The 22280-nt window shown below is 63.4% G+C and carries 21 protein-coding genes; 9 read left to right on the forward strand and 12 right to left on the reverse strand.

Going from position 1 to position 22280, the window contains the following annotated elements; genetic code table 11:
• Positions 1–18: 18 nt before the first annotated feature.
• On the reverse strand, positions 19–2808 hold the full coding sequence (locus tag GGR73_RS05355) for a S8 family serine peptidase (RefSeq protein WP_184455927.1): 2790 nt from the start codon (positions 2806–2808) through the stop codon (positions 19–21).
• Between the two features lie 1024 nt (positions 2809–3832).
• Between GGR73_RS05355 and GGR73_RS05360 the strand changes: the two genes are divergently transcribed.
• Positions 3833–4108: a hypothetical protein gene (locus GGR73_RS05360; RefSeq protein ID WP_024940668.1), complete on the forward strand. Its 276-nt coding sequence runs from the start codon at positions 3833–3835 to the stop codon at positions 4106–4108.
• Positions 4109–4196: 88 nt separating this feature from the next.
• Here the strand turns inward: GGR73_RS05360 and GGR73_RS05365 are convergent, their stop codons facing one another.
• Entirely contained in the window at positions 4197–4835 is a 639-nt protein-coding gene (locus GGR73_RS05365) for a carboxymuconolactone decarboxylase family protein (protein ID WP_080689558.1), read from the reverse strand.
• A gap of 999 nt (positions 4836–5834) precedes the next feature.
• Between GGR73_RS05365 and GGR73_RS05370 the strand changes: the two genes are divergently transcribed.
• The 4 genes from GGR73_RS05370 (at position 5835) to GGR73_RS05385 (ending at position 9532) form a co-directional block, all read left to right on the forward strand.
• Positions 5835–6506: a TraX family protein gene (locus tag GGR73_RS05370; protein ID WP_065031373.1), complete on the forward strand. Its 672-nt coding sequence runs from the start codon at positions 5835–5837 to the stop codon at positions 6504–6506.
• A gap of 185 nt (positions 6507–6691) precedes the next feature.
• Positions 6692–7108 carry a hypothetical protein gene (locus GGR73_RS05375; RefSeq protein ID WP_046345946.1) on the forward strand — a complete coding sequence of 139 codons (417 nt, stop codon included), beginning with the start codon at positions 6692–6694 and terminating at the stop codon, positions 7106–7108.
• Positions 7105–8430 carry a PQQ-dependent sugar dehydrogenase gene (locus GGR73_RS05380; RefSeq protein ID WP_184455929.1) on the forward strand — a complete coding sequence of 442 codons (1326 nt, stop codon included), beginning with the start codon at positions 7105–7107 and terminating at the stop codon, positions 8428–8430. Before GGR73_RS05375 ends, GGR73_RS05380 begins: the two co-directional genes overlap by 4 nt.
• A gap of 415 nt (positions 8431–8845) precedes the next feature.
• The gene (locus GGR73_RS05385) at positions 8846–9532 is read left to right on the forward strand and encodes a thermonuclease family protein (RefSeq protein WP_184455931.1); all 687 of its coding nucleotides are present in this window, start codon (positions 8846–8848) and stop codon (positions 9530–9532) included.
• 294 nt (positions 9533–9826) lie between these two features.
• Here GGR73_RS05385 and GGR73_RS05390 read toward each other — a convergent pair whose 3' ends face one another.
• Positions 9827–10219, reverse strand: coding sequence for a response regulator (locus GGR73_RS05390; RefSeq protein ID WP_372358761.1), 393 nt, complete (start codon positions 10217–10219; stop codon positions 9827–9829).
• A 50-nt stretch (positions 10220–10269) separates the two neighbouring features.
• On the opposite strand from GGR73_RS05390, the gene GGR73_RS05395 reads away from it, so the two are divergent.
• Positions 10270–11550 (forward strand): two-component system sensor histidine kinase NtrB, encoded by a 1281-nt coding sequence (locus GGR73_RS05395; RefSeq protein WP_184455933.1) that lies wholly within the window; start codon positions 10270–10272, stop codon positions 11548–11550.
• Between the two features lie 21 nt (positions 11551–11571).
• On the opposite strand, the gene GGR73_RS05400 is transcribed toward GGR73_RS05395, so the two are convergent.
• The 5 genes from GGR73_RS05400 to GGR73_RS05420 all read right to left on the reverse strand — a co-directional run bounded on the left by GGR73_RS05400 (position 11572) and on the right by GGR73_RS05420 (position 15156).
• The gene (locus GGR73_RS05400) at positions 11572–11790 is read right to left on the reverse strand and encodes a hypothetical protein (RefSeq protein ID WP_226427841.1); all 219 of its coding nucleotides are present in this window, start codon (positions 11788–11790) and stop codon (positions 11572–11574) included.
• Between the two features lie 345 nt (positions 11791–12135).
• Complete coding sequence (locus tag GGR73_RS05405) at positions 12136–12822, reverse strand: glycosyltransferase (RefSeq protein WP_184455935.1); 687 nt, start codon at positions 12820–12822, stop codon at positions 12136–12138.
• The gene (locus tag GGR73_RS05410) at positions 12819–13415 is read right to left on the reverse strand and encodes a class I SAM-dependent DNA methyltransferase (RefSeq protein ID WP_065031368.1); all 597 of its coding nucleotides are present in this window, start codon (positions 13413–13415) and stop codon (positions 12819–12821) included. The genes GGR73_RS05405 and GGR73_RS05410 overlap by 4 nt, the downstream gene beginning before the upstream one ends.
• Positions 13412–14173, reverse strand: a complete 762-nt coding sequence (locus GGR73_RS05415) for a PIG-L deacetylase family protein (protein ID WP_081008623.1) — start codon at positions 14171–14173, stop codon at positions 13412–13414. The genes GGR73_RS05410 and GGR73_RS05415 overlap by 4 nt, the downstream gene beginning before the upstream one ends.
• Positions 14161–15156 carry an acyl-CoA dehydrogenase family protein gene (locus GGR73_RS05420; protein ID WP_181123451.1) on the reverse strand — a complete coding sequence of 332 codons (996 nt, stop codon included), beginning with the start codon at positions 15154–15156 and terminating at the stop codon, positions 14161–14163. Before GGR73_RS05420 ends, GGR73_RS05415 begins: the two co-directional genes overlap by 13 nt.
• A 108-nt stretch (positions 15157–15264) precedes the next feature.
• Between GGR73_RS05420 and GGR73_RS20270 the strand changes: the two genes are divergently transcribed.
• Positions 15265–15576 carry a hypothetical protein gene (locus GGR73_RS20270; protein WP_456362936.1) on the forward strand — a complete coding sequence of 104 codons (312 nt, stop codon included), beginning with the start codon at positions 15265–15267 and terminating at the stop codon, positions 15574–15576.
• A gap of 34 nt (positions 15577–15610) precedes the next feature.
• Positions 15611–16639 carry a Gfo/Idh/MocA family protein gene (locus GGR73_RS05425; protein WP_184455937.1) on the forward strand — a complete coding sequence of 343 codons (1029 nt, stop codon included), beginning with the start codon at positions 15611–15613 and terminating at the stop codon, positions 16637–16639.
• Positions 16640–16976: 337 nt separating this feature from the next.
• Here the strand turns inward: GGR73_RS05425 and GGR73_RS05430 are convergent, their stop codons facing one another.
• Entirely contained in the window at positions 16977–17252 is a 276-nt protein-coding gene (locus GGR73_RS05430) for a hypothetical protein (protein WP_024939953.1), read from the reverse strand.
• A 244-nt stretch (positions 17253–17496) separates the two neighbouring features.
• Entirely contained in the window at positions 17497–19755 is a 2259-nt protein-coding gene (locus tag GGR73_RS05435) for a methyl-accepting chemotaxis protein (RefSeq protein ID WP_102256747.1), read from the reverse strand.
• A gap of 613 nt (positions 19756–20368) precedes the next feature.
• On the opposite strand from GGR73_RS05435, the gene GGR73_RS05440 reads away from it, so the two are divergent.
• Entirely contained in the window at positions 20369–20674 is a 306-nt protein-coding gene (locus GGR73_RS05440; protein ID WP_065031404.1) for a hypothetical protein, read from the forward strand.
• 182 nt (positions 20675–20856) lie between these two features.
• Here GGR73_RS05440 and GGR73_RS05445 read toward each other — a convergent pair whose 3' ends face one another.
• Positions 20857–21306, reverse strand: coding sequence for a GNAT family N-acetyltransferase (locus tag GGR73_RS05445; RefSeq protein ID WP_456362920.1), 450 nt, complete (start codon positions 21304–21306; stop codon positions 20857–20859).
• 87 nt (positions 21307–21393) lie between these two features.
• The gene (locus GGR73_RS05450) at positions 21394–22263 is read right to left on the reverse strand and encodes an NmrA family NAD(P)-binding protein (RefSeq protein ID WP_184455939.1); all 870 of its coding nucleotides are present in this window, start codon (positions 22261–22263) and stop codon (positions 21394–21396) included.
• Between the last annotated feature and the right edge of the window lie 17 nt (positions 22264–22280).

Here is a 22280-nt window from a genome sequence, read left to right on the forward strand (position 1 = left end):
GTCGGGTGCCGGTCGCGATCAGAACTGCCAGCGCAAGCCGACATTGGCATTGATGCTGTTGGCATCGGAACGACCGCGCTCGGCGCCCACGTTGCCGTAGATGGAGAAGGCATCGTTGAGCTGGTAGCGCACGCCCACCGAGGCACGTGCCGACTGCTTGGACACCGGCTCGCCGGCCACGTTGAAGCGCGCTTCCGGAAGACCGGTGAACCAGGCGGTGAAGTCCGAGTTCGGATTGCCGAGCAGCGAGCGGTAGGCGATCAAGCCATCAAAGCCCCACTTGCCGCGTACCAGATGACCGCGCACACCCACCTCGCCATAGCCGGCGCGCAGCGTGTCGCTGTTGGCGCTCAACCCCAGCCCGGTGGCCGAGGCTTCGCTGAAGGCATCCTGGGTCTGGCTGACCACACCTGCGGCAATGAACGGCGACAACCCTGCCTGCGGCATCAGGCCGACTTCGGCACGCAGCGACCAGTTGGTGTCGTGGCGGCGATCCTGCAGGCGTTCGCCGATGCTGCCGGCCTGCACCGTGCGTTCGGTGTCCACATTGCTCATGCCGTAGGAACCGATCCCGGACACATACGCCTGGCCGATCGGCTGATACAGATATGCGGTCATCGCGTAACGGTCCGAGCGCAGGCGGCTGGCCGATGCATCGATGTGCGCACGGTCCTGCCCTGAACTCAGCGCCGCACCCACGATGGTGCCGGCGTTGCCCATCGGCAGATCCACGCCGACGGTGGTGGCCTGCTGGGTGTAGTCGGCCGAGTCGAAACCCTTGCCGCCCAGCTCGCCGTCCAGATAGCTGCCCTGCATCCAGGTGGTCAGCGTGGTGGTGTCGGCCAGGTAGGGCAGGCGATCGGCCGCCACACGTGCATCGTTGAGTGCGGACTGGAAGCCCAGCGTGCGCTCGATGCCGTGTACCTGGCCGGCCAGGGTCGGCAGCGATGCGGCAACCTGCGCGTCGTTGGCCGCCAGCAGCGCGCCGGTAGCGCTGATCAGGCCACCCAGGTTATCCGTATCGCCGGAGGCCACACGCGTATCCAGCACCTTGACCAGCGTATCGGCCTGCGTGGCACCGTTGACCACCGACTGCGGCGCACCGGCCGCCTGCGCGCTGGCAGCGGAGGCATTGCGGGTCAACGTGGCGGTGACGGTGGTGGGGTCGTAGGCGAGCGAAGCAGTCCAGAAGAAGTTGTTGGCGTACTGCACGCGGTCGAAGCTGCCCTGCAGCGCGCCGGCCTTGACGATCTTCTCGCTGCTGCCGACGTTGTAGCCAGCCGCTTCCGGCAGCAACAGCAGGTTGCCCTTCAGGCTGGCCTGGCCGGTGACGGTCAAGCCCTTGCCCAATTCGATGGCGGTGGTGCCGGTGTTGTTGGCCAGGCTGTAGCCGCCGTTGATGACACCGCCGCGCGATTCGAACGTGGCCGAGTTGAGCACAATGACATCCGAACGCAGGCTGCCCGACAGTGCGAGCACGCCGTCGCTGACGCTGGTGCCGCCGGTGTAGGTGTTGTTGCCGCTGAGCGTGAGCCTGCCGGCGCCGTTCTTGGTCAGGCCGCCGGCGCCGGAGATGTCATTGCTGAAGGTGCTGTCGTAGCCGGAGGTCACATTTGCCGCCCAGTTGCTGGCGAACTGGCTCGGGCCCTTGATCGCCTTGGCCGCATTGACCAGGCCGAAGCCGTACAGCGCATCCACGCCGGGGGCGCCCAGGTCAGTGGCGGTGGTCAGCAGGGTCTGCTGCAGGTTGGAAGCGCTCATCCACGGATACACGCCCAGCACCTGCGCCGCGATGCCGCTTACAGCGGCCGTGGAGAACGAGGTGCCGGCGATCTGGCCCTGCAGCTCGGTGCCGGCCAGCGCGGGTGCGAAGTAGCTGCCCGGCGCCACCAGGCACCACTGTGCGGCGGCGCCGCAATGGTTGGAATAGCTGGTCAGGCCGGCGGCATTGCCGGCGCTGTCGATGTTGACCGCGCCCACGGCCAGCCAGTTGTTGCGCAGACTGGCTTCCTGCACCGGCGTCGCCGCCGGGTAGGAGGCTTCTGCCGCGCCTTCGTTGCCGGTGGCGGCCACGATCAGCGCATCGGCCTGCACCAGCGGGGTCAGCGCATACTTCCAGGCCAGTGCGGCATTGGCACTGCTGGCTGCATCTGCATACGAGGCGCCGATCGACAGATTGGCGATGCGCACGCCGGCTGCCGCCAGGTCCACCGCCGCGCGGCGGGTCTGCTGGGTACCGCAGGAGTTTTCGGCGCAGATGCGCGCATAGAACAGGTCCGCATCCGGCGCGACACCGCCGGCGAAGCCGTCCTGGGCGGTGCCCAGCACCAATGCCGAGACGACGGTGCCGTGGCCGCGCAACGCGTTCGATGCGGATTCCGGGGTGCCGGGGGTGTCGGTGTAATCGTTGGAGGTATCGACCTTGCCGCTGATCGGCGCGTAGCTGCCATAGAGGTTGTCGTCCAGCACCGCCAGCTTGACGCCCTGACCCTTGGCGCCGGCCTGTTGTGCCAGATCCGCATTGGTCGGCACCAGCAGGTTGCTGGCCAGGCCCTGGTAGCGGGCGGGGGCAGGTGCCGGCGTCGGCGCGGTGTTCGGCAGCGGGTCGGCCGCGGTGGTGTCCGGCGTCGTTGGAGTCGTTGGAGTCGTGGGCGTGGGCGTGGTGGGCGCTGGGGGAGTGGACGGCGTCGGGGCGACCACCGTGGTCTGCGGTGGGTCACTGCGGACATTGCCGCCACCGCCACCGCCGCCACAGGCAGTCAGGACAAGGCAGGAGGCGATCGTGGTTGCGAGTAGCGAGCGATTCATGGGTTGGTCGATTCCGGTAATTAGCGCGCCGCAACTGCAAAGATTCTAAAATTTGGCGCAGACGATTCCAGCACCGGGAAAAGCCGGTGTGGCGTTGGATTTCACGCGTTATTCACTTTATCCGCCGCGAATCTGTCCCCTCAGATAAGCGCTCCGGATAACACGGTGATGCGCCGATGCATCGAACCATGTGCTTGCGAGATTGTTTAACGGCGCTACCGGCAAACTCTAAAACATGAACGGACAGTTGCTATTCAGAGAAAAATGTCCTGCATAGGACTTCACGATTTAATCCATAGCCAAAACAGATTAAAAAGCGCCTTATCAGGCTCGACTGCAAGGAAATGTCAGAGCGAACGCGACAATAAGTCGTCACGAATCTCCGGGGGCGGCAATCCTAAATGCGATGACTATCGCAGGTAATCAGGAAATGCGTCGAAGATGTCGGTAAATTGCCCACACGGTGTAGCGGATTCGACTGTAAGTTAGCAACTCTAACGGACTCTTCTGTATCAGGCCTGATCGGATGAGTTTTATCGCAGCGACATCGAAGTTATATTAAATTTTCTGCTGCAGAACGAATATATCCACCGCATTTATATTGACCAAAAGCGAGCGAACCCTGCCGTTGTGCCCAATTCCCCGCTTTTCCTGCATGAAATGCGCAAAGGGACATGCTCGAAGAAACGCTGGATATTCAGTGCGCCGAGTGAAACATCGAGACAGGCACATCCTCGCTTCAGGCCATCAAGCTGAATGCTGGGAGCATATTCAAGCCGATCTTTTGGGGGAAGAACCCAACGTTCGGCGTTCCCCTAGAGCCGATTATTCTGATGCTGTTCTTATTGGCGCCGCTGCGTGTGCCGCGCAAGGTGCGACATCGGTGTCATCGCGGCATGGCCGAGCCTGTTCAGGCCGCAGCGGTTCTGTCGGGAGTGCGCCGCTGACGCTGCGCTAGCGTCTGCATAAATTGTTCAAGTTGCCGCGCCGCCAAATTTGGGCATCACAGCTATGCTCGAGCCCGATGAGTACCCACTGCACCGAAAGAATGTCCACGGAAGGCACCGACCAGGGCCTGCCGTACCGCGTGGTCGCTCGACAGCTCGGGCATCGGCGCATCGTGTTGGAGACCTTGCAGGTCTGTGGGCATCCCGTACCGCTGCCGGCCGCGCCCACCTTCGGCTCGCTGCAGACCGCGCTGGAGATCGGCACCAGGCTGGCCGAGCAATACATCGGCCAGTTGATCGTCAAGCAGGCCGGTGGGCGGCCGGGGCTGGCGGCTGGCCCGGCGCCGCTTTAGCGGGGCCCGATCGGTTTCGACGTGCTGCCGTGGGCAGCCGCATTCGCGCCGGCAGCACGCGCTGCGGTTGTCGAACCCCGCCGCAGGCTCATTGGGCCCTGGCTTTGGCCAGTGCCGCCTTGGCGCGTGTGCCGGCGGCCGCACCGACGCGCTTGTCCAGCACCTTGGCCAGTTCGTGCAGCTGCGCCTCGGTCACGCCGATGTTCAAGCCGATCTTCAAATGCGACTGCAGTTGCGCCTCCACGCCTTCCAGGGCGGCGAGCACGCTGATCGTGGCCAGTTCACGGCTCACCCAATCCAGGTTGTCGCGGGCAAAGATGTCGCCGAACAGATGCGTCTTGAGGTACTGATCGATTGCCGGCGCAAACGCAAACAACGGCCCGGTCACCGGCGCACCGGCCAGACGGGTCTGGTTGGCGGTGCCCAGCGCCAGCAGCGCATCGCCGCTCGGTACCGGGCCGGGCTCGTGTCCCGGCGCATCGGCGATGCCGCGCTGCTTGCGTGCATCGACGACCTGCATCAGCGCGGCCAGTGCATTGAGGCTGCGCGGAAACCCGGCATATGCATACAGTTGGACCAGTACCTCCTTGCAGTCGCTGATGCTCAAGCCAGCATCGAGGCCCGCCTCCAATGCGGTGTTCAAGCGGTCGATATCGCCGGTGGCCGCAAACGCGGCAATTGGCGCAATGGCCTGCTGGCTGGGCGACAAGGTGGCGTGTGTCGTCATGGACGTGATCTCCGAAGGATGTGCTGCCGCGGGGGAGGGGGCAACAGAGAGCAGGGCAACTGCGCCCAACAACAGCGCAGCCATGGAGGGGAGCGCGCGGCGCAGCGCGCTCGCGCATGGCATCGCATCTCTCCACCGATCTAGGGGCAAGGCAACGCGAATCCAAGCATCAACTGCCGGACCGTGCGATGCAGATGGCGCCCCAGCTGCGCGCACACCATGTCGAATCGAACGCACCACGCTTGCGTTTTTCATCGCCGTCTCCTTGCCATACGTACCGACAAGCAGCATGAGGCAGATGCAATGCCGCTCCATCCATCCAGCTTGCATGGTCCTATGAATGGCGCTCATCACTGCAAACGCGCATTGGAATTCAAGCCATCCTGGATGCGTACTGCTGACGAAACCGCCGGGGCAGGGAATCAGTGCTAGTCCTGGCCATGCAGCTCGTGCAATCGCATCGGTACGGTCCTATTCTGTGTCCCTGTTTGAAGCGGCGCTGGCCGGGCATGCTGGTCGTGTCGGTCATGGTCAACGCGGTTGCCAGCAACATCATTGCGAATGCTTTCATCTGCCTGCTCCTCCAGTGGATGGAGCCCAGCGTAGAGAGCGGCCTGGAGCACGCACATCTTTCTATGACCTGTGGTCATGGCAGCGGTCCAGCGGTCGCTCGGCAGGATGAGTGGTTTCGGTTTTGCTTGAGCAGCGCAGCCTTGGAAGGGGCTGGATGTCTCCATGCCCGCCACGCCAGAGCGCCTACATTCCACTATTCTGTCGTCGGCTTTTGCAGCGACAAATCCAGCAGGTTGAGAAGCCACATCAGCTGCCTGTGTCAAAGAGCGGGTGATTGCCTGCTCGGTTTGAGTTACAACCGTTCTTCTACCGGTAGTTGATTGATGAAAAATTCACGCGGCGATGGTGATGGGATTGGCCGCACCTTCCATGGCTGTCCAAGTGCGCAGTTTTGCGGCTGCTGCAGCACGACATTTGAGAGGCAACATGACAAGTAGCGGCAGGGAGCTCCTGAAATGGATTGCGCTTGTTTTTATGACCTTCGATCATGTAGTCAAGGCACTGCTGGATGGCTATGTACCGGTTCTATCTGAACTCGGACGCATAGCCTTCCCAGTTTTCGCTTTGATCATGGCCTTCAATCTCGCGCAACCTGGAACCGACTACGCGAAGTCGGTAAAGCGGCTGGCTGGCTGGGGGCTCATTGCACAGCCGTTCCACGTATGGGCATTTGGTTTCCTGCTGCCGGTCAACATCCTTTTCACCTTCGCACTTGCGACTTGTCTCGTCTGGTCAATACAAGATCGCCGCTGGCTGCTGGCCTCGTTTCTTGGACTGCTTGCGCCGCTGGCCGTCGACTATCAATGGATCGGAGTTTGGCTTGTAGGGGCGGCATGGAGCTGGTTTCGCACTGGCGGAACGCTGCAGTCACTTGTCGGCCTGGCTTCTACAAAACCGACTTTAGCCAAATTGCCGTGGAGGTTGTGGATCTGCATGGGACTGTTGTGTTGGAACAACGGCAATGGTTGGGCCTTGTTGGCACTTCCGCTGATGCAGCTCGGCAGGCTGCAATTACCGCTACCCCGGCTACGTTGGGCGTTTTATGGTTATTACGTTGCGCACTTGGCCGTGATCGGCCTCATCTGGACAGTAAGTTAGCCGCGCCCCGCGCTGTGGATGCTGTTTTGGACCGATAGTCTTGGGCCACGAGGTCTGAACCCGGGGCATGACGGATTCCGCGTCAGAGCAGCCATCGCGCAGAGAAGACCCAGCATCACCGCGCTCATCACGTGGCAGCTGGCAGCATCGGGGCACGTTTCACCAACGCGCCCAATGAGTCCGCCATGAATTCAACTGCCATGCCCGCCCGATCCTGGGCCATCCATCCGTTCCATGCAGCCGTGCTCGGCGGTGTGTGGCCGCTGTTTCTCGGTGCCTTGCTGAGCGACTACGCTTACTGGAGCAGTCATCAGATCCAGTGGGCCAACTTTGCTGCGTGGCTGCTGATCGGCGCGATGGTATTGACCACCATCGCCTTGCTGTGCGCGATCGTCGGCTTCGTTCGCGGAAGCCGCAACCTGATCTATGTGATTGCGCTCGGTGCCGCATGGATTGTCGGCTTCTTCGACGCCCTGCATCATGCACGCGATGCCTGGGCCATCATGCCGGCGGCACTGGTATTTTCTGCGATTGCGACCGCATTCGCGCTTGTTGCAACCTGGTCGGGGCTATCCAGCCTGCGCGTGGGAGGTGCCCGATGAAGCGTCATATCGTTACCGTCCTGTCGGTGTCCATTCTCGCCGCCGCACTCGCTTCCTGCGGCAAGGCGCCCGAGCTCAAACAACACGGCGCCAGTCCCGAGCTGCCTGCGCCGGATCGCGGCCTGCTGCCCGACATGACCATCGCCGAGCCGGCAGCCTGGGGCGAGCGCAAGCCCACCGTGCCCGCGGGTTACCGCATCGCTGCGATCGCCACCGGTCTGGGCATCCCGCGCCAGACGCTGGTGTTGCCCAATGGCGACATCCTGGTCGCCGAAGGCCGCGGCGGCAATGCACCCAACCTCAAGCCCAAGGACGTGATTGCCGGTGCGATCAAGGCCAAGGGCAACACCTCGGTCAAGAGCGGCAACCGGCTGACACTGTTGCGCGATGCCGATGGCGACGGCACCTATGAACTGAAGACCGTGTTTGCCGACAAGCTCAATGCGCCCTATGGCCTGGCGCTGATCGGCAACGCGCTGTACGTGGCAAATCAGGACGCGCTGGTGCGTTTTGATTATCAGCAAGGGCAGACCAAGGCCAGCGCTGCGCCCAGCAAGGTCACCGACTTGCCGTCGGCCATCAACCACCACTGGACCAAGGCCCTCACCGCCAGTGCCGATGGACGCTATCTGTATGTTGCGATCGGCTCCAACAGCAACATCACCGAGCGCGGCATGATTGCCGAAGTCGACCGCGCCCAGGTCTGGCAGGTGGATCCGGCAACCGGCGCCCACAAGAGCTATGCCACCGGGCTGCGCAATCCCACGGCACTGGCGATCCAGCCAGGTAGCGGTGCACTGTGGGCGGTGGTCAACGAGCGCGACGAGATCGGCCCGAATCTGGTGCCCGACTACCTCACCTCGGTACGTGAAGGCGGCTTCTACGGCTGGCCCTACAGCTACTGGGGCAAGAACGTGGACACGCGGGTCATGCCGCAGGATCCGCAGAAGGTCGCCTCGGCCATCGTGCCCGACTACGCGCTGGGCTCGCATGTCGCCGCACTCGGTGTCGCGTTTTCGGCGGCCACGATGGGAACGCAGTTTGCCGACGGTGTGTTCGTCGGTGAGCACGGCAGCTGGAATCGCGACCCGCCGGTGGGCTACAAGGTGGTGTTCGTGCCGTTCCGCGATGGCCGCCCGGCGGGCGACCCGATCGACTTCGTCTCCGGTTTCCATGGCGACGATGGCCTGACCCGCGGCCGCCCGGTCGGTGTCACGCTCGATCCACGTGGTGCGTTGATCGTCGCGGACGACCTGGCCAATACGATCTGGCGAGTGACACCCGATACAGCGCCTGTCGCGCCGCAAGCGGCTGCACAGTAAGCCTGCCTGTCTGCCCGGTTCTGCAAAGAACCGGGCAGTATTTGATGTGTTACCTGCGCCGGAGTGCGGGGCAGGGCTACCTGCAGGCCTTACCGGGAACAACCCAACTTTTCAGAGGCGCCGGTCTTCAAGGCACGAGCCTCTGTTGGCCGTCTATGAGCATCGCGATTGATCGGCCTCGAATGCAACTGTTAGGGATGTGCGTCAATGAATACCAAGCGCGGCACCGTCTTGGCGGACCAGCACAAGGGATAGGCATCGCCGTCCCGTTGACATACAGTGCCGGCCCCCCGCGTCGACCTGGACGACACAGGCATCAGTGCGATGGACCTCTGGTGAGCCAACCGGCTAGACGCAATCACCAAGGCAAGAACAGACGGACCACGCTCTGCCGATCACCCGAGGCTTGTTGTTGATGTTGTTCAGATGTTCGGTGGTTGTTGTCGTAGCGCTCTTCGCTTCACCTCTTATCGCAGCGGAGCTGGTCGGCCGGGCAACCGTGACGGATGGCGACACCATCACTGTCGCGCAGAAACGTATCCGCCTGTGGGGCATCGATGCACCGGAAAGCGCGCAGCAATGCACCAGCAACGCTGGCAGCGCATGGCCTTGCGGCCGACGTTCGGCTGCCGCACTGGATGGCTACCTGCTCGACAAGACGGTTCGCTGCCAACCCAAGGACACCGATCGCTATGGACGGATCGTGGCCGAATGCTATGTGCAGGGGCAGTCGGTCAACCGCTGGATGGTGCAAGCCGGTTGGGCGGTGGCCTACCGCGAGTACGCCACCGCGTTCGTTGCCGACGAGCGCAACGCGCAGCAACAACGGCGCAACCTCTGGGCCGGCAGCTTTCAGATGCCTGCTGATTACCGACGCGGCAAGCGCAGGCAATCGGCACAGCGGGCTCAGGCCGCAGTGCAGACGCAAACGCCTGCGCACTGCGCCATCAAGGGCAATATTTCCAGCAAGGGCAGCAAGATCTTCCATATGCCCGGGCAACGCGATTACACGCGGACCAGCATCTCACCTGCCAAGGGCGAGCGTTTTTTCTGCACAAGCCAGGAAGCAATCAATGCAGGCTGGCGACGCGCGGCGCGCTGATGGCTGGCAAGGTGTGCGATCCAGCGTCGAGCAGCTGATCGCGACGCCTGTCGATCCTGCTGGGGCATTTTGGTCAATCAACCCAGCGCGGCGCAATCACCACACCTGAAACATGCACATGCGCCGCAAGGTGTGAGCTGTGCTGACCGTCACGCCAAGAGCAGCTGACAAAACATAGCCAACGTTCGTCGGTGCTATGGACGAGGGACTCGGAACCCCAAGCGTAGGAGTGATGCCGATTCCGAGCACCGGGCGCGCCCGCCTGACGGCCGCGCAGTAGTTCTGTTGGCCGCTCTAATGCCCGACAAAAGCCTCGATATTCTGCACCAGGCTGCGGCGTGTGTAGGGCTTGCTTAAAAACGTCGTCCGGCTGGGTAACCCATTGGGGGAATGCCCCAGACCCGATGTCAGGATCGCCGGCAGATTGTTGCCATCCGCGCGCAGATACGAAATCAGGCCGTATCCATCCAATAGCCCCGGCATCTGCAGATCGGTAAAAACCAGCGCGATCGCCGGGTGCTTATCGATATGCTCCAGCGCGCCCTGCGCATCGGTTGCGGTGACGACCGCATAACCGCTCTCGGTCAGCAGCAGCGTGGCCAACTCGAGCGTGTCAGCATCGTCCTCGACGACAAGAATCAGTTTTTCGTTTGTAGAGCCCATAAAGCAGGTTTTCTGAGGATGCATGCATCACACTACGTTTCCCACGCGAAAAACACGTGATCGATTTGAGAACCATGAACAGCACGCAGGACTTTCCCGACCATCGCTACCGACAGGTCGTCGAGCTGTCACTGGATTCCATCAAGGAAATTGCCTTGGACGGACGCGTCAGGTTCGTCAACGCGCATGGTCTGGCGCGTGTGGCGTCTGTCGATGCCGCCTCTGTGGTGGGTCTGCCCTGGGTGTCGTTATGGCCGAAGCGATTCAGGCCGCGCGTGCGGCGGGCGCTCGCTGCTGCCGAGCGCGGCGAGTCGCAGCAGTTCGAAACCGAATGTACGAATGCAGACGGGCAGCTCCAGAGCTGGTTGGTGTCGACAAGCCCGCTGCGTAACGCGGATGGCCGGATCGAGGGCGTGCTGGCGGTCAATCGCGACATCACCGAACGCCGGCAGTCGCAACTGGCACTACGCACGCTCAACCAGACGCTGCAGGCCCGCACCGAGTCTGCAATCCATCACGTTGAGCCTGCTGCAGCGGCGACGCACGACCAAGTACGTGCAGAGGCGCAGTCTCCAAGCATCGAGGTCGAGCTGGATATTGCACGTGCTGCGCAGCGCCTGGCCGAGCGCGTGGCCGAGCGAGCGCAGGAGGGCGAGGCTGTGGGGCAACTGTTGGCCGGTGTCGTTCACGACCTGAACAACGTGCTGCAAACTGCGGGCGCTGCCATCGATGTGGTTCAGTCGCGCGGCGCCCTTGGCGAAGCGGATCAGAAGATTTTGCGCATGGCAGAGACCGCTCTGCAGCAGGGCTCGGTCATGGCGCAACGCCTGCTGGGCTTCGCGCGCAAGCATCCTTATGCTCCCGAACGCGTCGAGCTCAATGCGCTGGTCGCACGCCTGCTGCCCCTGCTTCAACAGGCGGCAGGCGCTGCGGTATCGGTCGAGTGGGAAACCACGACTTGCGACAGTGCCGTACTGGCGGATCCACACACGCTGGAACGGGCCTTGTTGAACCTGGTGATCAATGCGCGCGATGTCTGCGCGGTGCGTGGCAGGGTCTGCATCACGGTGGCGACGCGGACGCTAGCAGATGTGGATGCTGCCGGTCGTCGCGCCGGCGATTATGTCACCCTCTCTGTCCAGGACAATGGCAGCGGCATTGCACCGGAGATCCGCGATCAGCTGTTCGACGCCTACTTCACCACCAAACCGGCAGGCAAGGGCACCGGGCTGGGCTTGGCACAAGTGGATGGGGCGGTCAGGCAGGCCGACGGCTATATTGAAGTGCAGTCGATGCCAGGGCAGGGCGCCTGTTTCACGCTTGGCTTCCCGGCAGCGGAGCCGACTGGTTGCTGACATCAGAGATGCCGGCGACGCCTAGATACTTTCGAGAATACCTAGCGGCGTCACGGTGCATCTGCCCATCCATTGTCTGGCGTAGTGGTGCGCGGCAAGTTGCGTGTCGAATCGCATCTCGCGCCTGTGCCCATACAAGGTGATCCCATCGTCGAACGACACCAGAATCTCCGGGAAGAAGACGCCGTCCAACGGAACCGTATGTGCAGTCAATCGATAACGACCAATCTGCCGGAACATCGTGGAGTCCATCATGACCTCGGTAGCGGTAATGGCCGGCGTGAAGCGATTGCATGAAGTCGAGGAGCAATTGCACCTTGATCGCTATGTTTTCGATTTGCAAGCAGCGCGGATAATGATCTGCAGGTAGCCTTGAATCGGAAGAGCACAATCGCGGTGGTTTATGCACAGCCCGCTTATGCAAATAAATGCGAGCTCGAATGTCGTGATTGCTTGTCGCGCCGAAACGATCGAGCAACGGCAGTGGTGGGGTTATCTGCGATGTTTCCACGGGGCGTTCGTCTCCAGCACCGGCCATCACTACGTGTGCTTGTTGCTGGACACATCTGACGATGTACCCGATGGCTAGACCTGACGCTCCAGTACCGGCTCGCCAGCCAGGACGGTCATTTCCAGGCGGGCCAGATGATCGCTGAATCCGCCGCTCGCGCGGGCGATACGGCGAGCGCTGGTATTGACGACCGGCTTGACCAGGCGGGCAATCTGCATACCTGCGCGCTCCAGCGCCGAAACCAGCGCCACGTCTTCGCTGCACTTGAGCGCAGAAAAACCACCGGCGGCCACGTACGCAGCCACACTCATGCCGAGATTGGCACCATGCACATGCGGATGCCCGTCGCGGCGGATTTCCTTGGCCAGGAAGGCCTGCCGTGTTTCGGGACGGAAATCGTGCCAGTCGGTCACCTCCACCGCGCCGCAGAACACATCCGCCGCGCAATCGAGCTGTGCCGAAAGCCAGTCCGGCGGCACGCAGGTGTCGGCATCGGTAAACGCAAGCCAGCGTGCCCCGCGCGCAATCGCGGCCGATGCCGCCGCTGCACGGGCAATGCCGACACCGCCTGCGGTAGTGACGGTTCTTGCGCCGTGCGCGCGTGCAATTGCGCCGGTGCCGTCACTGCAGCGGTCGAGCGCGACATGGATTTCCACGCGCTCTCCCGCCAAATGCGGGTGCGCGGCTGCCACCAGAATGGACTGCAGGCACTTGCCGATCAGATCCGCTTCGTTATGCGCCGGAATGGTGACCGCGATCATCGCAGCTGCTCCTGTTGCGCAATCGACGGCCCGGACATCCAGGCCTGCAACACGAAGTCCGCATCCTGGTAACAGCACAGCGTGTCCATCGCCAATGCCTGGTTCAGCGCGCTGTGGACCTGCTCGGCGCTGCGCAACGCGCCATCGAAGTCGTGCCGCCAGTGACATGCCACAAGGCAGCCGTTGGCGGTGAGCGAGCGGGCGAACAACGCCACGGTTTTTTCGAAAGCCGCGGCGTCCAGGTAATAACCCACCTCACTGAAGACGATCAGGTCGAACAGCCCTTCCGGCCAGTCCGACGGATGCGCGGCCTGCTGCAGCGTGACCGCAGGCAGTGCCTGCAGCCGCACGCTCGCCAGCTCGACCGCCTGCTGCGACAGATCCGTCGCCAGCAGCGTGTCACAGCGCTGCGCCAGCTGCGCGGTTAGCTCGCCATTGGAACAGCCAAATTCCCAGCCACGCGCGAACCTCGGATAGGGCAGGGCACCGAGCAGGATGTCGCGCTTGCGCTGCTCGTACCAGCGCGAGCGATAACCGAACGGGTCTGCATCGGCGTACATCTGCTCAAAGTGCTCAACGCTCAGCGCGGTCATCGGATGAAGACCTCGAACGGCCGCGCAAAGCGCTCCAGCACCGGCGGCGGCAGAATCGGCTCTGCAACGGGTGGCGTGCAGTGGCCCAACTGGGTGGCAAAGCACGCAATGGCGCGCTGCTTGGCACTCAGCACCGCAGGCGATAGATCGAAGCGCACGGCAGTGCCATCGGCAAATACCCCGTCTTCCGGACGCGACCAATGCCACGCCCAGACCGGATATTGCAGACGCCGCGCCGACTGCGCCTTGCACGCGACATGGGTCGCGCGCGACGCCGCCTCATGATCCGGATGGCCATCGCGCTCCCAGGTCACCAGCACCGTGTCCTGCGCAGTGATCAGATCACCGAGGGCCTGTGCCATGCGCGCTTCGCATGCCGCCAGCGCGCCATCGCCCAGTGCGAGATGGGTCAATGCGCCAGGCACTACACCCAACTGCTGCACGGCGGCATCCAGTTCCAGGCGCCGCGCCGGGCCCAGCACCTGTGGCTGCCAGCCGGGTTCGTCGGGGTAGGCCTGCTCCCCATCGGTCAGCGCGACGATCAACACCGGTACGCCTGCGGCACGCGCGGCGGCAATCAACCCGCCACATCCAAGCACCTCGTCGTCCGGGTGCGGTGCCACCACCACCAGGCGCTGGCTACCTTGCATCAGTTGCGACAGCGTGACGCGTGGCAGCTCGCTCAGGTACGGCGCGTAGCGCCATGCTGTTTCCGGCGTGCCTGTGCCCTCGATGGGCTGCCCGGCTAGATCTTCCAAGGCAATGTCTCCTGTTGGCATAACTCGCCCAGGGCCTGCAGGTCGCGTTCTGCGTGATGCTGCCGAATAAACACCGACAGGTCGGCGCAACGCTGCGCATGTGCGCGGTTGCCGCACAGCGGGCCTGGCCCCAACGCACGCGCGACCCGATCCAGCGTGTCGCGCGCCACCGCTTCGACCACACTGCGTACCTGCAGGACGCCACGCAGATGTGCCTGTTCCGGCTGCGCGTCGATGCGCGTTGCCAGCTGACGCAACAACGCAGCTGCAGATGCCAGGCCTGTATCGATGGCGCCCAGATGCGCGGCGGCATGCGGATCCTTGCTCACACGCGCAGAGGCACGCAGCACATCGGCAACCGCAACGGTGGCGCCGAACCAGCACGCGGCGATGCCGGCACCGCCGTGCCAGAATCCAGGTCGGGTCAGGTACGCATCACCTGCGCCAATCTGCCGCGCTGGCGTATCGGAGAAGCGAACATTGGCCGTCTCGATGCCTTGCATGCCGACTGCCTGCCACGCACTGTTGTCGATCTGAATGCCGGGCTGATCCAGCGCCACGGCAAACAGGCAACTGGCGCCTGCATGGCGCGTCGTTACCAGCGCATGCGTCACTTGCGCCGCACCCGAACACCACGCCTTGGTGCCGTTGAGCACTTGTCCGGAAAAACGCATATCCGAGCCGGGCGGCTCGGCCGCCCACACCGCCCAACGCTGGGTCGGCGTGATGAGGTCCACCCCCAGATCGGCACAGATGGCTTGCGCGTCGTAATGCGCTTCCAGGAACTTGGCCGCGCACAGGTCGTCTGCCGCGATATCGGCAAGCGTCTGCCAGCGCCCCAGGGTGCGACCACGCCCGGGAAGTGGCAGCGTCGGATGTATGTGTAGCCACTTGTCCGCAATCGACTGCTTGAGTCCGTCGGTGCGGGCTGAGTCCGTGTGCGATGCAAAGGCAAGGGTGTGCGATGAAATACGTGCGCTCATCGGGCCACGCTAAGCAGCGCACGGTGCAAGGGGTGTGACGCGTGACAACGGTTCTCGACGTGAGAAGCGAACAGAAGCGCAAGGAAACCACTGCAACTTGCTGCGCAAATCGATATTCAGAAGGCAGCCGCGGCCCTGCCGCAGCCCGACGACGCGAGCGCATTCTCGGATCTGGATGGCGCTGCGCCCACCGCCGATTGGACGGTGCATGCCGGCGCGTCGATCCTGGTGCGGCCCGACGGCCGCATCGCCTTTTGCAGCCATGCCGATGCGCCGGAACGTCTGCACGCGGACTGCAGGCATGTCTTCGGCCAGGCGACAGAGGGCGCCGCATGTTGCGCCTGCCGTGATCGGTTTCTCCCACCGCACGATGGCGCTGCGCAGGCCGGCACACCGGGAACGCTGCTCCCGCTTTGCTAGGATGCGCGCACATGCTATCCAGGAGGCCAAGCGCATGACGCCCACAGTGTTTCCCGAGCCCGAGCTGTTCCTGCCGCAGCGCGGCGAGCCCGCGTTGCGGTGGGGAGTGCTGGGGCCTGGAGCGATCGCCTCCGCGTTCGTGAGCGCGCTGCGCCGCCATACCGGACAACAACCATTTGCAGTGGCCTCGCGCACGCGTGCGCGTGCCGAGGCCTTTGCGAGCACCTGGGCGATGCAGCGCGCCTATGACAGCTACGAGGCGCTGGTCGAAGACCACGATGTCGACATCGTCTATATCGCCACCCCGCACAGCGAACATCTGCAGCAGGGCTTGCTGGCGCTGCGCGCGGGCAAGCATGTGTTGATCGAAAAGCCCATGACCACCTGCGCCGACGATGCACGCGTGCTGGTGCAGGAGGCGCGGCAGCGCGGTCTGTTCCTGATGGAAGCCATGTGGAGCCGCTACCTGCCGCATACCTCGGTGCTGCGGAAACTGCTGGCCGATGGCGCGTTGGGCGAGCTTCGCCATGTGTTCGCCGATCTGAGCCAACGCGGCCCTGACGATGCGACGCACCGCCAGCGCAATCCTGCGCTCGGCGGCGGCGCGCTGCTGGACCTGGGCGTGTATGCGGTGCAGTTCTCTTCGATGATCCTGGGCGCACCGACCGCGATCACGACCACCGGCGCGCTGACCGACACCGGCGTGGATGCCTTCTCGACCATGGTGCTGTCGCATGGCGGCACCGCGCAATCCACACTGATCAGTTCCATCGTGGCCCGCAGCAGTTCCACCGCCTATGTCACCGGCAGCCAGGGCCGCATCGACCTTGCCGGCGAGTTCCACAACCCGACCGCGCTGAGCCTGGTCGGCAACGACCACGCCGGCACGCCCGTGGTGTGGATGGATCCGACCGGAATCAGCGGCTACGCGGGCCTGTCGTGGCAAGCGACAGCCGCGGCGCGTTACATCGGGGAAGGGCGCAAGGAATCTCCACTCCATCCGCTGGATGAAGTGATCCAGATCATGACCACCCTGGATGCGGCGCGGGCACAGCTGGGGTAGCGGGCGGGGCGTCTGCAGCAGCCAAGGCGCGTTGGCAGAAGCGGCGTACGATCATGCACCCTGTTCACCGCCGCATCGCCAATGCAGCAGGTATTGCAGCTGATGCGAGCCCGCCTGTCTGCCAAGCTGCGCAGGCGAGCGACGATCAACGCGTAGCGCGCAGCAATGCGGTTTTTCACTAACAGGAAGGGATCGACGCTCTTCAAGCGCCGCCCGACGCGCAGGGCCGGCCGCAGCAAAAACAAAACCCCGCGTCTGCGGGGCCTTGTGGTGATCTATGTGCTCGATGCGCGATGGACGCGCTCCGGCACTGCCAGGCGCATTTTGTTCGCCGCGCTTAGGGCAGATCGCATTTGATTTTCGCGTCCACATAATAGGGCTTTGGGACGTCCGGGTTCTTGCTGGTCCTCTCGAACACCACCTCGAACGAATCCAGATCCACGGTACCGTTGCGCGACTTGCAGGCGTCCTGCAATTTCTGCTTTACCGCCGCGATACCCGCGTCGCGATTGGCGCCATCGGCGCTATTGGTCAGATTGGCGATCTCGGCAAATGCAGGCGAACTCAGACCCAGCAGGCAACCGACAGCCATAAGCGTGTGCAGCTTCTTCATACAGTCTCCTTTGCGATGTCTATGATCTTCCGGGGGCATGGACGACAACGGCGATCGATATTCAGCGCAACAGAGCGCCGCGTGCGGTCCAGCCCGGCGCAGCATAGGCCGGGCGGGTTAAGGCCTCGTGCACGTGCTCGTACCTGCGGTAATGGAGCGCTTTGGCGCATGGGTCGGTTGCAGATGCGCTCAGCGCTCAAACGCAAACGGCCCGGACGAGCCGGGCCGTTTGCGATGCCGCAGATCAGAACTCCTGCCAGTCGCTTGCATCGTGCGAGGTACCTGCAGCCACTGCGCGTTTCGCTGCAGGTGCCTGGCGTGGCAAGCTTTTGACGGCGGCGGGCCGGCCGGCAATCTCGCTGAGCTTGGCCGCAACCGGCGGTGCCGGCCGCGTGGTGCGCGTGCTGCCCTCGCTGATCTTGAACACCGATACCGCCTGCGTCAGCTGCACGGCCTGCTCTTCCATCGAGCGTGCGGCGGCGGTGGCTTCTTCCACCAGTGCGGCGTTCTGCTGCGTGGTTTCGTCCATCTGCGTCACGGTGGTATTGACCTGCTCGATACCGGCCGACTGTTCCTGCGACGCTGCGGAAATCTCGCCCATGATGTCGGTCACGCGCTGCACGCTGGCTACGATCTCGGCCATCGTGGCGCCTGCGGTATGCACCAAGGTCGAGCCTTCGGCGACCCGCTCGACCGAATCGTCGATCAGGCTCTTGATCTCCTTCGCCGCAGCGGTGGAGCGCTGGGCCAGGGTGCGGACTTCCGATGCCACCACCGCAAAGCCGCGGCCCTGTTCGCCGGCACGTGCCGCTTCCACCGCCGCATTCAAGGCCAGGATGTTGGTCTGGAACGAGATCCCGTCGATGACGGAGATGATGTCGGCAATCTTCTTGGACGAGGCCTCGATACCGGCCATGGTGCCCACCACCTTGCTCACGATCTCGCCGCCCTGCGATGCCACGCCTGCCGCACCGATCGCCAGTTGATTGGCCTGACGGGCGTGTTCGGCATTCTGGCGCACGGTGGAGGTCAGCTCTTCCATCGACGCGGCGGTTTCTTCCAGATTGGCGGCCTGCTGTTCGGTACGCTGCGACAGGTCCTGATTGCCTGCAGCGATTTCGCTGGCGGCAGAATTGATCGACACGGCCGAGTGCTGGATACGGCCGACAATCTCGGCCAACTGCGCGGCAGTGGCGTTGGCATCATCACGCATCTGCGCGAACACGCCCTTGAAGTCGCCGGTCATCCGCGCGGTGAGGTCGCCTGCGGCGATGGACTGCAGCAGCGACGACAGCGATTGCAGGTTGCCGTCGGCAGTGGCCATCAACTGGTTGAGGCTATCGACCATCACATGGAAGTCGTACTGGAAACGCTCGGCATCGCCGCGTGCGCTGAAGTCGCCGTTGGCTGCGGATTGCGCCAGCTGCTTGATCTCGCGGTTCATCGCAGACAGGTTGGCCTTTACCTCGTCCATGGTCTGCGTCAGCACCGCTTTCTCGCCGGGCAGGCGGTCCATGCTCTCGCTGAGGTCGCCGATGGCGTAGCGCCCCATGATGCGTGCCAGGTTGGTCTGCACCGCCAGATGCGACGCCACCAGCGTATTGGTGTCCTTGGCCATGCGGCCGTAGTCGCCAGGAAACGCCGCAGCATCGATGCGGAAACTGGTCTGGCCATCATCGTGGCGCCTGGCCATGTCGCTCTGCGCGTCGAGCAAGGATTGCAACTGCTTCTGCATGCCACGCATGGCACGCAACAGGCGGCCGGTTTCATCCTTGGCGTCGCTTTCCACGTCGTTGTCCAGCTGGCCGTTGGCAATCGCCTCTGCGGCGTTGGTGGCGCGTGCAAGCGGCTGGGTCAGGCTGCGGGTGATGAGCCAGGCGAGCAGGCTGCTGATCACCACCACGGCAATGCCACCGAAGATGATCAGCAGCTTGCCGCGATTCATCGACGCCACCGCATCGGCATAGGCTTGCTGGCTCTGGCCTTCCTGACGGGTCACCAGTTCGCGGATCTTGTCCTGCCACGCCATCGTCGCCGGGCGTGCCTTTTCGCTGAGCAAGGCTTGCGCAGGCGCGTTGTCGTTTTGAGCGGCAAGCGCCATGACCTGGTCGTTGATCTTGCCCGAGATGGCGCGTCGCGCGTCCATCTCGGCGCGAATCTTGCGACCTTCCTCGGAGCTGGGCAGCGTATCGAGCTTGGCCCGCAGGTCGTTGTAGCGCTGGCGCTGCGCCTTGATGGTGGCCAGCGCTTCGTTGTTGAGTTCGTCGCTGGTGGCCATGGCATAGGTGCCCAGCGCGATCAGGATCGATGAGTTGGCATCCAGCATGCCGTTGCCGATCTGGATCTTGGCCATGCGGTCAAGCACGATGAAATCGAATTGCTGTCGTGCTTTGGCCATGGTGACCAGGCCGGTTGCCACCAGCAGGCTTGACAACAGAATCAGGATGCCGAAGGCGACGCCGAGACGGCGCCCGACGTTATAGCGTTGCAAATAGGCGGTCATGCGGGTCGTCCTGATGTCCAGTAGGTGGCACCGGCGGCAGGTCGCGTGATGTTCGCGTGAATGCCTCGGCAACGTGATAACGACGCAAGAATCGGAAACTTGAACCAATCATCTCGGCCCGTATTTAGCGTGCGTTTTTATTCACGCCGGTCAGGAAAAAACCGACTGGCAGCGCGACGACGTCAGCACGACACTGAAGACGTTGCTCACATCCGCGCCGCTCTTGATGTCTGCTCTGTGCCGATTGACAGGCAGCCGCTGCATGAATGACCCATCCAATCATTCCGTCGTCGGCGGCGCGCGATGCAGCGTCCAGCGCAAGCGTTGCTGGCGCGATGCGCATCGATCTGCCGCTGCGTCGCCTGGCCGCCATCTTGTGTCTGCACGCAGTGTCGGCAAAGGCGAACTCGCAAGGACGTCGGCAACGTTGCCGGCACGTCGGAAGAAACGTGCCAGTGCGGTTGCAACGGTTGGCACCATCGTCGCTGGTGTCAGGCATGCGCGCTGGCCGGTGTCTCGATACGTTGGTCAGTCGGCGCTTCCGCTCCGGATGTCATGTGGTGCCATCACCGGCTCACTCCGCCACCACGTCCCAAGCGCGATCATGGTCGGCATGAACAGCAGTCAGATCACCGCGCGAACGATCACGGTCACCCCGGCAAGCACCGCATCAGCCGGCAGCGAGGTGGTAGTGCAGTTGTCGGCCAGCCCGGACCCGCGCTGGCAGGCGTGTTTCCATTTCGTCGTGCAAGGCCGCGATGGCTTCTTCCTGCAGGGCAGGCCGGTGTTCGACAACGCAAGCTTTCACGGGATCTTGCAGGCCGGGCAAGCCGAGGCCTTCCGCCAGGAACTGCCGGATCTGCTGGTATCGGCCAGCGCGCTCGCACGCGCGCAGGTGAACAAGGACGCAGCGCGATAAGCGTGCTGCTCCAGCAGTAGGACGTGTCCAGAGAATCGTGTCCGGTGGCGGGCACTGGTGACCAGCCCGAAAAAGTGATGGGACGGCAAGGCTGCTTGTCTGCACGACCGCTCGCGCATCCATATGCCGTGAACAACATCGTCACTGCGCAGGTCAGCATCGCCCGCAGATAGCATGCAGCACTACAACTCGAGCGCCATATCCCATCGTTCCAGACCCGGCGCATAGCCATCCACCGTCACTTGCTGCACCACAAAGCCGAAGCGGGCATAGAACTGCCGGGTGTGTTGACTGGTATCCAAGATGACATGCCGGACATCCGGCATCTGGCGCAATGCTTCAAGCCGGGCCAGGAGCAACTGCGTCCCCACGCCGCAGCGGTGCAGGCGCGGGTGGACCATGCCCCAGCACAAGCTCGCCGTTGTGCCATCGGCGCCGATCGCGTAGCCGGCGCAGCCAGCGACAGCGTTGCCGCGCTCCAGTAGTTGGTAGTGCCACGCCGCGGCGTGATGGCTCAGGAAGCCGGCAAAGTCGGCACGTTCACCGGCGCTGAAGAACATCGGCACATTCGCATCGAAGAGCGCCATGCAGGCGTCGAAGTCCCGAGATTGATACGGCCGAATCGTGTCCATCTGCAAAGTCTGCCTCAGACGCGCAGGTGCCATGCAGCGGCATGACATCCTGCCCCGTGATCGCCACGCCTGCCGCGCCACCTGCGCTCAGGCCCGAGCCGTCGCCTCGCGCACAAAGTCTTCGTAGGTGCGCAGCGGACGCCCCAGCATGGCCTGCAGTTTTTCTACCGCGCCGTCGGCCGCCCGCATGCCGTGGGTCTGGATGCCGGCCATCATCAGGCGCATGTCATAGGCCAGCCAGGAGGGGCCGTAGGCTGCCATCTGCGCTTCGAAGGCAGCCACGTCATCGCCCGCATAGGCGATCTCGCGCCCAAGCGCCGCACTCCAGACCTTCGCGGCGGAGGGGCCTGTCACTGCATGCGGGCCGACCAGTTCGAGCGTGACACGCTCAAGTGCGGCGGGTGCGCGGTCGCGGCGCAGCAACTCGGCAACCGCGATGTCGGCGATGTCGCGCGCATCGATCATGGCCACACCTGCCGAGCCGATCGGCATCGGGTAGACAGCGTACTGTTGAATCGTCTGCTGGATCATCGCTTCGTTCTGCATGAAATACGCCGGGCGCAGAATCGTGGCAGCAATGTCGAGGCTTTCGATCATGCGCTCGACCGTGTGCTTGCCGGTGAAGTGCGGCACGTTGGTGAACCTGTCGGCATGGATCACCGACAGGTACACGATGCGCTCGATCCCTGCTTCCTTGGCAAGATTCAAGGCGATCAGCGCCTGCGTCACTTCGTCGGGAGTGACCGCATTCAACAGGAACAGTGTGCGCGCCGACGACAACGCGGCGCGCATCGACGCGACGTCGGTGAGGTCTGCGACCACCTCGGTGACACCGGTCGGGAAAGTGCGCTTGCCGGGTTGGCGAACCAGTGCCTTGACCTTGGCGCCTGCGTCGGCCAAGCCCTGGGTGATCAGAGAACCGATGGTGCCGGTGGCACCGGTAACGAGAATGCTCATGTGAATCTCCTGCTATG

This window comes from Xanthomonas sp. F14 (assembly GCF_014199865.1).